Origin of the sequence: Sphingobium sp. SCG-1 (assembly GCF_002953135.1) — a bacterium.
In the GTDB taxonomy this organism is placed as follows: domain Bacteria; phylum Pseudomonadota; class Alphaproteobacteria; order Sphingomonadales; family Sphingomonadaceae; genus Sphingobium.
This window is the reverse complement of the sequence record NZ_CP026372.1, coordinates 2,462,744-2,475,830: the sequence shown is the minus strand read 5'-3', so window position 1 is coordinate 2,475,830 and position 13,087 is coordinate 2,462,744. Positions and strand designations below refer to the sequence as shown.

Genomic DNA, 13,087 nt, shown 5'->3' with positions numbered 1-13,087 from the left:
TTAGTGGGCACAATATTGTTGTATCTGTGCAACTATGAATGTCGACGCGGAAACTCCGCAGCATTACGAGTCGTCGTGGCGTAGAGCGTTGCCGAAATGGATGCGCGGCCGCAGCCTCGCGCCGATTGTCGAGGGCGCAACCGTATTGCTCCTGTTGGGCACCGGTACGCTCACCTATCTGCTCGTCTCCTCTCAAGGGGACTCTTACACGCTTCTGACGCCGCCCATCGTGGCGTTGCTTCTCGTCGCAAACCTCGTTCCGGCGATTGCGCTTCTTGTGCTTTTGGGCAGGAGGCTTGCAATCCGGCGTGCCGCGCGCAGTGCCGCAGGTAGCGAAGGCCAATTGCATGTCCGGCTCGTTGCGATCTTCTCGATTCTGTCCAGCGTACCAATGCTGCTCGTGGTGATCTTCGCATCGCTGCTGTTTCAATACGGCGTGCAATTCTGGTTCTCAGACAACGCGCGCGGAATGCTGGAGAACGCTAACGAATTCGCGCGTGGATATTATGAGCAAAACCTGCGGGAAGTGCGTGATGAGACGCTCACGATGTCGAACGACTTGCGCGATTACCTCAACCAGTCGTCGCTATCGAGTCCGGAATTTCGCGAAGGCTATGTGTATCAGGTCGTCACGCGTAAGCTGAACCGGTCCGCGATCATTCAAATCGGCAAGGACGGTGTAGAGCGCACTGCCGCGAATGTGGCGTCGGATGATAAGGTCGCCAAGAATATCCTCAGCAAGGACGTAATGGCGCGCCTTGCTGGCGGCGAAGACGTTGTGGTCAACGCCTCTCCAAACCAGATTGAAGCGGTAACGCTGCTGTATCCGCGAGAGAGGATCTATCTCTATGCGACGCGGGATTCCGACGCGCCTGCGTTTAGCCAGGTCAAACGCGCGCAAGCCGTGCTTTCGGATTATGACGATTTTGCCGTTCGGTCACGCAGCCTTCAACTCCGTTTCAATATCGCGCTCTTCGTAGGATCGCTGCTTCTCGTTGGTATCGCCGTCTGGATCGCGCTGACGGTTGCCGATCGTCTCGTCCGTCCCGTGAATGAGTTGGTAGATGCGGCACGACGTATCACTGCGGGCGATTTGTCTACGCGGGTCTCCGGTCCCCATGCGCGGGACGAGATTGGCACGCTCGCAAGCGCATTCAATCGTATGACGCAGCGTCTCGAGGCGCAGACTGGGGCCCTTGTGGCAGCCAATAGCCAACTCGATAACCGCCGCGCGTTCATTGAAGCTATTTTGTCAGGTGTGACTGCCGGCGTGTTGTCGGTGGATCAGAACCAGGTGGTGCGATTGCTCAACAGTTCGGCGGAGCGAATATTGGTGGAGGAGGGGCAGGACCCTGTGGGACAGCCGCTCTCCGACGTTTCGCTTGAGCTTGCCGAGTTGCTGAACGAGGAACAAAACACCGGAATCGTGCAAGTGCGCGCCCATGGCGACTTGCGGACGCTGGCGGTGAAGATTTCGCGGGACGCCTCTGGCCATGTGCTGACCTTTGACGACATCACCCAGCAACTTTCGGATCAGCGTCGCGCCGCCTGGTCTGATGTCGCAAGACGTATTGCGCACGAGATCAAAAATCCTCTCACGCCGATACAGCTTGCAGCCGAGCGACTACAACGCCGCTATGGAAAGGAAATCACGAGCGACACGGCGACCTTCAACAGGCTGACGGGGACGATTGTCCGGCAAGTGGGCGATTTGCGCCGGATCGTCGACGAATTCTCGTCGTTCGCGCGGATGCCAAAACCGGTGTTCCGCAGGGAGGCAATAACCGATATCGCCCGCCACTCGCTGTTCCTGCACGAAGTTGCGCATCCGGAGATCGGCTTCGCGTTTGAATCGCACGTCGGCGCAATGGAGATCGTCTGCGACAGACGTCAGATCGGGCAGGCGCTGACCAATATTGTCAAGAACGCCGTCGAGGCTATCGAACCGAAACCGCCGCAACCCGATGGTGGCTTGCGGGGGCATGTGACAATGGTGCTCGATACGGACGAGCAAGGCCGTTTGCGGATCACTGTGACGGATGATGGTATCGGCTTGCCACCGGAACGGGAGCGAATACTTGAACCTTATATGACGACGCGTGCCAAGGGCACCGGCCTAGGCTTGGCGATCGTCAAGAAAATTGTCGAAGAACATAGCGGTGAAATCAGCTTTTGCGACGCTGAGGGCGGGGGCGCCTGCGTGTTCATCGTGCTCGACAACGATACATTGGAACGACTGGAGGCGGTCCCGGAGCAGGCCGCAACGAAGGGAATGATGACAGCTCATGGCGCTTGATATTTTGATCGTCGATGATGAGGAGGATATCCGAGAACTCGTCGCAGGTGTCCTGGAGGACGAAGGCTATGAAGCCCGCACCGCTGCGCACAGCGATGCGGCGATTGATGCCCTCGATAGCCGACGCCCCTCACTCGTTCTGCTGGATGTCTGGTTGCAGGGGTCGAAGCTTGACGGCCTTGAGTTATTGGACGAGATCAAGCGGCGCGATCCATCGATACCGGTCTTAATGATCTCCGGTCACGGTAATCTGGATACGGCAGTCGCCGCGATCCGCAAAGGTGCAGCCGATTTCATCGAAAAGCCGTTCGAGGCGGACCGGCTCCTTCATCTTGTTTCGCGCGCCACAGAAACCGAACGCCTGCGCCGCGAAAATCAATCCTTGCGGGAGCGTGTAGGGAACGAGAGTGAACTGACTGGTAATTCCAGTGCGATTAACGGCGTGCGCGCCACGATCAAGCGCGTTGCAGGGACCGGTAGCCGGGTGCTGATCTCCGGTCCGTCCGGCGGCGGCAAAGAAGTTGCAGCTCGCATGTTGCACGCGTGGAGCGGGCGAGCAGACGCGCCTTTCGTGGTTGTGTCCGCGGCGCGCATGGAGCCAGAACGAGTCGAAGAAGAATTGTTCGGCATCGAAGGCGGAGAGGGTTTGGTAAGACCTGGCTTCCTTGAGCAGGCCCATGGCGGTACGCTGTATTTGGATGAAATCGCTGATATGCCGATTACCACCCAAGGCAAAATCCTACGCGTTTTGACCGACCAGAGCTTCACACGGGTAGGGGGACAACGGCAAGTCAAGGTGGACGTGCGGGTAATCTCGTCAACCGCGCTCGACCTTGCGCAGGAGATCGAGGAAAAGCGGTTCCGTGAAGACCTTTATTATCGGCTCAATGTTGTACCTTTGGTAATTCCCCCACTGAGTGACCGCCGTGACGATATTCCGCCCTTGGTCGAATATTTCCTGGCACGATTTGCGGCGGAGCGTCGCGTGGCGGCGCCCGACATAGCAAGCGATGCCATGGCCGCGTTGCAGGCCTGCGAATGGCCAGGCAATGTGCGGCAACTTCGCAACGTCATAGAGCGCACAATCATACTAGCGCCGGGAGACCGCATCGGTCGTATCGAACTCGACATGCTTCCCGCAGAAGCTACCGGCGGCAGCGCCGGGGAGGGGATCGGCAATAGCGCCATCATGGGTTCACCCTTGCGTGAAGCGCGGGAAAGCTTCGAGCGTGAATATCTTCGCGTCCAGATACGCCGTTTTTCCGGAAACATCTCTCGAACTGCGACGTTCATCGGCATGGAGCGTTCGGCCCTTCATCGTAAATTGAAATTACTGGGAATTACAGACGGCAAGGACGGATGAACCCCTAGGGCGACGGCAGGATCTAAACCCTCTGGATTTATTTCGCAGTTGCGGTACAAACTCCTGTTCCCGGTTCGCGGTGAACAGCACGATGCCTGCCAAGGCACATGAGCGGACAACGTTCCGCCAAGATAGAAAGGCTCAGATATGGCCGACAAGATCAACAATCTTCAGGATATTTTCCTGAACAGCCTTCGCAAGAGCAAGACTCCTGTAACGATGTTCTTGGTGAAGGGCGTCAAACTACAGGGGATCATCACCTGGTTTGATAACTTCTCTGTCCTGCTACGCCGCGATGGTCAGTCACAGCTTGTCTACAAGCACGCGATCTCAACGGTAATGCCCGCGCAACCGATGGATCTGTCCGAAGTCCGCAAAGCGTTCGACGCGAACGACAAGAAAGCCAAGTTGCTTCAGGAGATATTCCTGAACGCCGTCCGCCGCTCGGGCTATCCGGTTACGATGTTCCTGGTGAATGGCGTAATGCTGCAAGGCGAGATCGCCGCATTCGATCTGTTCTGTATGCTGCTGGAGCGCGACGGCATGGCGCAGCTTGTGTATAAGCACGCGGTATCTACGGTGCAGCCTTCCCATCCGCTCGATCTTTCGGCGGAAGGTGAGGCAGATCAGGACTGACACCGTTTGGCCGAACCAAAAAGCTGTAGGGGCGTTGGCCCGGCATGAGTGTATTCGATCGCGATCAGGATGACGAAGTCGCGCGCGGCGCTCGCGCGGTTGTCGTACATGCGGAGACGCATAGCGGCGACCGGCGGGACAGTGACGCGCGTCTGGAAGAGGCCCGCGGTCTTGCCCTTGCCATCGGCATCGACGTCCAGGCATCACAGGCCTTCCGGGTTCGTGATCGAAAACCCGCTACTCTGTTCGGCAGTGGGCAGGTTGAAACCATCGCGCAGTTGGCGGAAGATCACGAGGCCGAGCTGGTCATTGTGGATAATGCCCTGACGCCCGTTCAACAAAGCAACCTTGAGAAAGCCACCAAGGCAAAAGTCATTGACCGGACGGGGCTTATCCTTGAAATCTTCGGGGAGCGAGCCGCCACGAACGAAGGGCGTCTTCAGGTCGAACTGGCTCATCTGGACTATCAGGCTGGGCGGCTAGTCCGTAGCTGGACGCACCTTGAGCGGCAGCGGGGCGGTTTCGGCTTCTTGGGTGGTCCAGGTGAAACACAGATCGAGGCAGATAGGCGCCTGATCCGGGATCGCATGGCCAAGATACGGCGCGAGCTGGAGCAGGTTACGCGAACCCGTGGCCTGCATCGTGCGCGCCGGCAAAGAGCGCCTTGGCCGGTTATTGCACTCGTCGGCTATACCAATGCCGGGAAATCTACCTTGTTCAACTGGATGACCGGCGCGGACGTGATGGCCGAGAACCTGCTGTTCGCTACGTTAGACCCGACGATGCGGCAGATCACATTACCTGGCCTGGACAAGGCCATTCTGTCCGACACTGTGGGGTTTGTCTCTGATCTTCCGACACAACTCATCGCCGCGTTCCGCGCCACGCTTGAGGAGGTGCTGTCCGCCGACCTGATTGTTCATGTCCGTGATATCGCCCATCCCGACAGCGAAGCGCAACGGGCAGATGTGCTGCAGGTTCTTGAAGAGTTGAATGTAGTCGGGGAGGGGGTCGATCCAGCCGCCGCGGTGCCGATCCTCGAAGCTTGGAACAAAGTCGACCTCCTGGATGAGGAGGCCGCCGCGCACATTCGCGAGGTCGCGAGCCGCCATGATGACGTCGTGCTTGTCTCAGCCCTTACCGGCGAAGGCTTGGATGTTCTGCAACGAACCATCAGTCAGACGTTGACGGCGGGGGCAGACGTCCATGTCTTGCAACTTGATCCAGCGGACGGTGCCTCACTTGCCTGGCTGCATGAGCATGGGGAGGTGCTTGCAACGGCAGCTCAAGCCGACGCTCTGCAAGTAGAAGCGCGACTTTCGCAGTCTGCATACGCCCGGTTCCGAGCACGCGCGCACTAAGCTGTACGCTTAACAAACTGCCAAAGCGCTTCTTTCTCCTCAAGCGAAAGTGTTGTGAAGGCATCCCCGCTCGCTTGTTCCATGGCGCGGAACCGGCCATCGAATTTGGCCGTCGCACGGCGAAGAGCAGCTTCCGGATCGACTTTCAAATGCCGCGCCAGATTCACGACCGTGAACAGCAGATCACCAATTTCGTCCTCTTTCTCATCTTGAGAGGTTGCATCGGCAACTTCTTGAAGTTCTTCCTGAATTTTTGCTGTAACCCCGCTTAGATCGGGCCAGTCGAAACCCGTCCTGGCAGCGCGCTTCTGAATTTTCTCTGCCCGGAGCAACGCTGGCAGCGCTAACGCGACGCCTGCAAGCGCACTGCGATCTTCTTCCTTTTCGGCGCGCTCTGTGGCCTTGATAGTCTCCCAATTTGTCTGCGCAGTCGATGCATCGCCGGTGCTGCCGTCAAGAAAGACGTGCGGGTGCCGACGCACCATCTTCTCGCAAATGGCATCGGCGACATCCTGTAGAGCAAAATGTCCAGCTTCCTCAGCCATGCGAGAATGGAAAACAACCTGAAGCAGCAGGTCGCCAAGTTCGTCCTTAAGGGCAGGCATGTCATTGCGGGTAATCGCATCGGCCACCTCATACGCTTCCTCAATCGTGTAGGGCGCGATGGTTGCGAAGTCCTGCTGCACGTCCCACGGGCAACCATCAACAGGATCGCGCAATCGCGCCATGATATTGGCGAGCGGCGCAATATCTGCAGGGGATGCAACAGGAACATCCGAGGGACAATGTCCAGCCATAAATGAAAGTCCGATAATATATATTATGTTAAATTGGCATAGTTCGTGGCAGTTATGGTTCGAGGATCATCTCTCCATCCTCCACACGCCAACTTTTCAGCCGCGACAAGATGTTCATACCCAAGACACTGACATCGCCGAACCCGGGAGAAACCACCACTGGCAAGTCGTGAATGGATATAGATCCAACTCGAATGCGACGTGCGACACCTCGCTGGGCTTCCGCCGGTCCGTTCGCGGTGTTCAACACCAGCGGCATCCGCTGTGTATCGATATCTATGGATGCTGCCTGAGCGGTTCGAACAGAAAGCGCTGTGATGGTCGCGCCGCTATCGATCAAAAAGCGCGTCGGAACGTCATTGATAGTTCCTTCAACCCAATAATGTCCGTCGCTTGAAATCGGAATGCGTAGTCGGCCGCCTTCGACAGTCTGACGGCTCCGTCCTGTCACGCTTGCGCTCACGCGTGTTGCTATTGCAGCAATATCATCATGGTAGCTTGCGATGGTTAATATGACTGTAAAGATACCGATCCAAGCTACGATCATCCCGATTGCGGTACGCAACCTGATCCGTCGTGACAACAACGCGGATCCAACCAGCACCAGCACCGCCAAGTACCAGATGATCCCCGCTGTATCCGCCCCGCCCATTATGCGACGGCGACCATACCATCGTAGCCGGGTTCGACCCCCGCCGGCAGCATGGCGCGCAGAACGTGGTAGTCCATGCTATGATCCATATGCGTCAAGATCGCCCTGCCCGGTTTTGCGCCTTGGATGGCTGTCAGCGTCTGGGCAAGGTGCGCGTGAGTGGGATGCGGACGCACGCGCAACGCGTCAGCTATCCAGATATCAACGCCCCGGTACATTTCCAGCATCTCACCTGTTATTTCATGAAAGTCTGTTGCATAAGCAATTGTCTTTCCACCATAATCAAAGCGGAAGCCCGTCGAGTAGATTGATCCATGAGGCTGATCCACGGTGGCGATCGCGATGTCGCCAATTACAAACGTATCTGGCATGATACGACCGTCTATTGTGGACGGATAACCTTCCCGGCCTTCAAATGCGTAAGCGAAGCGCTGCCGCAACAAGTCCAGTGTCTGTCGCCGTGCGTAGCCCGGAACCGGTGACCCTGCATGATGAAACAGTTGCCGAACATCATCGATGCCGTGACAATGGTCGGCATGATCGTGCGTCCACAAGATCGCGTCAATCTCTACAACCCCGGCAGCCAGTAATTGGCCTCGCATATCAGGTGAGGTATCCACCAAAATACGCGTAGTCGAGCTTTCGATCAGGATCGAAGCGCGTGTTCGTGCATTCCTTGGTTCGGTCGGATCGCAAGTGCCCCAGTCATTTCCGATACGAGGCACTCCTGACGATGTGCCGCATCCGAGTAGAGTAACCTTTAAGGTCACAAAACAGCCTTCTTAAACAACTGGTTGAAATTACGAGATGTTGCTTCAGCCAAAACTTCCAAACCTTCTCCGCGCAGGTTTGCGAGAAAACGTGCCGTGTCAGCTACGAAAGACGGCTCACAAGGCTTCCCGCGATGCGGCACGGGGGCAAGGAAGGGGCTGTCTGTCTCGATCAAGAGACGTTCCGCCGGAAGGCGAGCAGCCGTTTCCTGAAGATCCTTCGCGTTGCGGAACGTCACGATGCCAGAAATACTGATATAAAAACCGATCTCCAACGCGGCATTGGCGAACGCGCCGCTGGCGGTGAAGCAATGGATCACGCCGGGGAAAGCCCCCTTCCCCATTTCATCGCGCAGTATGGCAAGGGTATCGTCTTCCGCATCCCGCGTATGGACGATCAGCGGCAGCTGCGTCTCCCGCGCGGCTGCGATATGGGCACGGAATGAGGTTTGCTGCCGCGCCCGGTCGCTTTGATCGTAGTAGTAATCGAGACCCGTTTCGCCAATACCGACGATCTTGGGATGAGAGGCGCGCTCGACCAGTTTGGCAGTATCGACGTGCGGATGTTCATCCGCTTCGTGGGGGTGGATGCCGACAGTTGCCCAAACATCGTCTTCGCGCTCCGCCGTCGCAAGCACGTCGTCCCACTCGCTTTCGCGCGTAGCGATGTTGAGCATTTTCCCGACACCTGCTTCGCGCGCCCGGGCGAGGACACCTGCCTGATCCTCGATCAAACCCTTATAGTTTAGATGACAGTGGCTATCGATCAGCATCGTCAGCCTTCTGCCTCCGTTAGCTCCAGGCGAGGAAATAGAGGTTTCGGAGCGGAAAGCGTAAATCCGCTCGCCATTAGAGCCGGATACCACGATGCGCCAATGTTCGCATAAGTGCGAGCGTCTGGCGCTACGCCCATTTGATCGAGCAGCGCATTGGAAGAGGTCGGAATCACGGGCGCAATCATGATGGCGAGATTTCCGATCGCCTCGTACAAGACAGCAAGTACTTCCGACATTCTCACCGGATCGGTCTTCCGCAACGCCCACGGCGCCTGCGCGTCGATATACTGGTTGCAGGCGAATACAGCCTTCATCCAGGTTTCGATTGCGTGCGAAGGCGCGAGATCAGCCATCATGTTCTGAAAATCTTCAGATGCCACGACGACCAATCGCCGCAACTCCGCATCCGCATCAGTCGCGTCGCCAATGTCGGGCAGCTTGCCTTCAAGGTTCTTGGCTATGAAGCTCAATGTGCGCTGGGCCAGGTTGCCGAAGCTGTTCGCCAGATCGCTATTCGCTCTCTGGACAATTGCTTCGGCGCTGTAACTGCCGTCGTTGCCAAAGGTCACTTCCGAGAGCAGAAAGTAGCGCAATTGATCGACGCCAAATCGATCCGCAAGTTCCAGCGGATCTGCGACATTGCCTACAGACTTGGACATCTTCTCGCCGCGATTCAGCAGGAAGCCATGACCGAACACTTGGCTAGGCAGAGGCAACTTCGCACTCATCAAGAATGCTGGCCAGTAAACAGCATGAAAACGCACAATATCTTTGCCGATAATATGGATCATATCACCGCCATCGGTCCAGTATTGCGCCATGCGCTCCATATCATCGGGATAGCCGCAACCAGTGAGATAGTTCGTCAAGGCATCGACCCACACGTACATCACGTGCCCTTCCGATCCCGGCACTTTCACGCCCCAGTCGAAACTCGTGCGCGATATGCTTAGGTCCGCCAGCCCGCCTTCCACGAAACGCATGACTTCATTGCGGCGGCTTTCGGGGCGGATGAAATCCAGGTTTTTCGTGTACAGGTCCAGAAGCGGCTGCTGATATTTGGACAGCTTGAAGAACCAACTCTCCTCAACGGTCCATTCCACGGGCGTGCCTTGAGGAGAAAGCTTCTCCCCCCTTCCCCGTCAGTCAGTTCCTTTTCGTCGTAGAACGCTTCATCCCGTACGGAATACCAGCCTTCATACCGACCCAGATAAAGGTCGCCGCTGGCTTCCATGGCTTTCCAAATGGCTTGGCTGGCGGCATGATGCGCCGGTTCACTGGTGCGAATGAAACGATCATAACTGACGTTGAGAGAGTCATCCATCTGCTTGAAATAGGATGCCATTTCATCTGCAAGAGCGCGCGGCGTGATGCCGCGACTGCGAGCCGCCTGATCCATCTTCAGGCCATGTTCGTCGGTGCCGGTCTGAAAGAAGACATCGCGGCCCATCATGCGCTGGAAGCGGGCGATTGCGTCGGTCGCAACCGCCTCATAGGCATGGCCGATATGGGGCCGGCCGTTAGGGTAACTTATTGCCGTCGTGATGGTAAAAGGTTTGGACATAAGCTCGCTTCAACAGGCGTGTATTGGGCCTCTCTAACGACTGACCCTGCACCGCGCAAAGGCCGATTTGGCCAAGTCAGGCGGCGCGGCGTTCCTGCGCAAGAACTGCGACATACGAACATAGCTCGAATACGACGCTTGCCGGATCAAGCGAGAGGATAACGGCACCCGACGCGAGCTGCTTCGCCTGCTCCCACCCTGTCAGTGTGACTTTAAGGGCGTGGCCCTGCTGTAAACGGGCAGCCGACGCGAGAAAGGCCGGAACTCGTTCGAGAAATGCTTCATAGCGAGGGCGAGCGGCCTTGCCGCCAAGTTGCTTGGCTAAAGCAAGCCGCCTCTTGTTGGTGGGATCGCCATCGGCTGCGATGGCCGCCAGCGCATGTTCGATCTGCCCCAGTTCGAGTCCCGCATAGCCAAGTGCCCTACCGGGTGATCCCTCCCCTGCCCTTACCAGCGCGTCTAATTCGTCGGCTGTCACGTTCGGAAGGTGACGGCGCAGAATGACCTGCAATGCCTCATGGTCCAAGGAGGCGAAACGCAAGACGCGACAACGCGACCGGATCGTCGGCAGCAGGCGCGCAGGCGCATGGGCAACAAGCAGAAAAACAGTGCCGGCCGGCGGCTCCTCAAGATTCTTAAGCAACGCGTTGGCTGCGCCACGTTCCATGTCGTCGGCACTGTCGATCACAATAATCCGGCGGTTCGAAAGCGACGGCACTGAGCCAAGCAGCCGCTGGAGACCGCGCACCTGATCCACGCTTATGTTACGGGCCAGATCACCATTGTCTTTTTCCAACCGTGTGAGTTCGGCATAGTCGGGATGAGTTCCTGCGTCGAATAGCCGACCATTCGGATTATCAAGAGGCAAGTCGAGAGTGTCGCCGGTCTGCACCGTGCCTGCCGCTTCTGCAAGCAGGCGGCGCGCTGCCATACGAGCGAAGCTGGCTTTGCCCACCCCCCGCGGTCCGGCAAGAATCCAGCCATGATGCATCCGCCCCCCCCGCGCAGCATCAAGCAGTGTGCGAGCTTGAAGATCATGGCCGATAAGTGACGTCATGGCAGCATATCCGCCAATGCCTCTAGCAAATTGGCCGTCACAGCATCTGCGCTACCGCTGGCATCCACCACGCGGAAACGTTCGGGTTCCTGGCCTGCAAAGCGCTTGAAGGAATTAGCCACAAGACGATGATATTCCTGGCTTCTTCCGCCAATTCTGTCGGGACCATCCGTATCTCGGGCCGATGCGCGCGCCTCCGCAACATCCTCCGACACCGCTAGGATGAGAGTGCGGTCGGGCAGAAAGCCCTCGCTGCCGATGCGGTGCAGCGAAAGTATGTCTTCGTCCACAAGCCCGTTGCTGCCCCCTTGATAGGCGCGGCTACTGTCCAGAAAACGGTCGGCAATGACCCATTCCCCGCGACCGATCGCCGGGCGGATGACGCGGGACACGTGATCCGAGCGAGCGGCAGCGAACAGCAAGGCCTCGGCGCGGGGCGTCCAGCGATCCGCGTCGCCTTTCAGTAGCAAGTCCCGAATGGCTTCAGCACCGGCACTTCCACCCGGCTCACGTGTTTCGACAACGACAACGCCTCGGTTCCGCAAAGCTTGCGCCAGCGCCTTGACTTGCGTCGACTTCCCCGCGCCCTCTCCGCCCTCCAAACTGACAAAGCGACCCGGCTGCATTATCCGAAGAACGACGTCAGGCCATTCCAGAACCGACCAAAAATCCCTGCTTCGGTAACGGCTTCAGCGGCGACGAGCGGCATCGTCTGTGCACCGGTGTCCGGCGTCGTCACGACCAGTTGAGCAATTTCCTGCCCCTTGGCGATCGGCGCCTTGATGGGGCCGTTATAGACGACCTTCACCTGAATGTTGCTAGACGCGGTGCGCGGCATGGTGACGGCAAGATTGCGAGGCGCGACGAGGCCTACCGTCCGCGCGCTGCCCAACTGGACATCGGCAGTTTCGACCAACGCATCTTTCTTGAACAGCGGCTGCGCTTTCCACGCGCGAAAACCCCAATCCATGAAGCGGACCGATTCTTCAATCCGGGCATTGAAGCTGTCCAAACCCGCGACCACCATGACCAGACGACGACCGCCCTGATCGGCGGAACCGGTGAAGCCGTAGCCAGCTTCTTCGGTGTGCCCTGTCTTCAACCCGTCTGCGCCTGGTATACGGCCCAGAATGGGGTTGCGGTTGGCCTGCGTGATCTGGTTGCCGCCCATGGTCTTGCCCCAGGTGAAGGACGTGGTGGCGTAAAATCTCTTATAGAGGTCGGGCGTCTCCTGGATGGTGCCTTCCGCCAATCGGGCTAAGTCGCGCGCAGTGACATAAGTCACGCCCTCATCGGGCCAACCGTTGCTGTTACCGAAATGGCTGTTGGTGAGGCCCATGCGCTTGGCCTCCTGATTCATCAAAGCAACAAAGGCGTCCTCGGTCCCCGCAATGCCCTCCGCCAGCACGACGCAGGCGTCATTGCCCGACAATGTTACGATCCCGTGGAGCAGGTTCTCGACTGACACCTGTTCGCCGACAGAAAGGAACATCGTCGATCCCGCTTCCGGCCCATGCCATTTCTTCCATGTCTCTGGGCGGACAGTGAACTTCGTGTCGAGCTTCAATTGGCCCTGCTGGATCAGGCGAAAGGCAACGTGCGCAGTCATCATCTTGGCGAGCGAGGCGGGCGGCATCCGCTGATCCCCGCCCTTGTCATAGAGGATCGCGCCAGAGGACAGATCCTTCATGAACGCGATCTTCGCCGCGCTCGTATAGGGTGGCGCTTCAGCGGCAAGTGGCTGCGCCAGAAGCGGGAGAAACAAGGCGACGGCAAAGCTCTTTTTCATCTATACTCTCGACACAATCTGATCCG

11 protein-coding genes and 1 pseudogene are annotated in these 13,087 nt (G+C 57.8%); 4 read left to right on the top strand and 8 right to left on the bottom strand.

Features of this window, described 5'->3' with window-relative positions; genetic code table 11:
- The first annotated feature begins 100 nt into the window (after positions 1–100).
- From C1T17_RS11310 to hflX, 4 genes are all read left to right on the top strand, one after another.
- Positions 101–2,296 carry an ATP-binding protein gene (locus C1T17_RS11310; RefSeq protein WP_223262558.1) on the top strand — a complete coding sequence of 732 codons (2,196 nt, stop codon included), beginning with the start codon at positions 101–103 and terminating at the stop codon, positions 2,294–2,296.
- Positions 2,286–3,659, top strand: a complete 1,374-nt coding sequence (locus tag C1T17_RS11305; RefSeq protein ID WP_104953531.1) for a sigma-54-dependent transcriptional regulator — start codon at positions 2,286–2,288, stop codon at positions 3,657–3,659. Before C1T17_RS11310 ends, C1T17_RS11305 begins: the two co-directional genes overlap by 11 nt.
- Before the next feature lie 147 nt (positions 3,660–3,806).
- Complete coding sequence (gene hfq / locus C1T17_RS11300; protein WP_104953530.1) at positions 3,807–4,295, top strand: RNA chaperone Hfq; 489 nt, start codon at positions 3,807–3,809, stop codon at positions 4,293–4,295.
- A gap of 44 nt (positions 4,296–4,339) precedes the next feature.
- Complete coding sequence (hflX, locus tag C1T17_RS11295) at positions 4,340–5,656, top strand: GTPase HflX (RefSeq protein ID WP_104953529.1); 1,317 nt, start codon at positions 4,340–4,342, stop codon at positions 5,654–5,656.
- Here hflX and mazG read toward each other — a convergent pair.
- The 8 genes and pseudogenes from mazG to C1T17_RS11255 all read right to left on the bottom strand — a co-directional run bounded on the left by mazG (position 5,653) and on the right by C1T17_RS11255 (position 13,061).
- Positions 5,653–6,453, bottom strand: coding sequence for a nucleoside triphosphate pyrophosphohydrolase (mazG, locus tag C1T17_RS11290; protein ID WP_104953528.1), 801 nt, complete (start codon positions 6,451–6,453; stop codon positions 5,653–5,655). The genes hflX and mazG overlap by 4 nt on opposite strands.
- 52 nt (positions 6,454–6,505) lie before the next feature.
- A complete protein-coding gene (locus C1T17_RS11285; RefSeq protein WP_223262557.1) occupies positions 6,506–7,000 on the bottom strand; it encodes a TIGR02281 family clan AA aspartic protease in 495 nt (164 codons plus the stop codon).
- Between the two features lie 104 nt (positions 7,001–7,104).
- A complete protein-coding gene (locus C1T17_RS11280; RefSeq protein ID WP_104953526.1) occupies positions 7,105–7,875 on the bottom strand; it encodes an MBL fold metallo-hydrolase in 771 nt (256 codons plus the stop codon).
- A complete protein-coding gene (locus C1T17_RS11275; RefSeq protein ID WP_104953525.1) occupies positions 7,872–8,648 on the bottom strand; it encodes a TatD family hydrolase in 777 nt (258 codons plus the stop codon). The genes C1T17_RS11280 and C1T17_RS11275 overlap by 4 nt, the downstream gene beginning before the upstream one ends.
- A 2-nt stretch (positions 8,649–8,650) precedes the next feature.
- Positions 8,651–10,215: pseudogene (gene metG, locus C1T17_RS11270) on the bottom strand (methionine--tRNA ligase).
- 76 nt (positions 10,216–10,291) lie between these two features.
- On the bottom strand, positions 10,292–11,272 hold the full coding sequence (locus tag C1T17_RS11265) for an AAA family ATPase (RefSeq protein ID WP_104953524.1): 981 nt from the start codon (positions 11,270–11,272) through the stop codon (positions 10,292–10,294).
- Positions 11,269–11,898: a dTMP kinase gene (gene tmk / locus C1T17_RS11260; protein WP_104953523.1), complete on the bottom strand. Its 630-nt coding sequence runs from the start codon at positions 11,896–11,898 to the stop codon at positions 11,269–11,271. The genes C1T17_RS11265 and tmk overlap by 4 nt, the downstream gene beginning before the upstream one ends.
- On the bottom strand, positions 11,898–13,061 hold the full coding sequence (locus C1T17_RS11255) for a D-alanyl-D-alanine carboxypeptidase family protein (protein WP_104953522.1): 1,164 nt from the start codon (positions 13,059–13,061) through the stop codon (positions 11,898–11,900). The genes tmk and C1T17_RS11255 overlap by 1 nt, the downstream gene beginning before the upstream one ends.
- Positions 13,062–13,087: the final 26 nt, after the last annotated feature.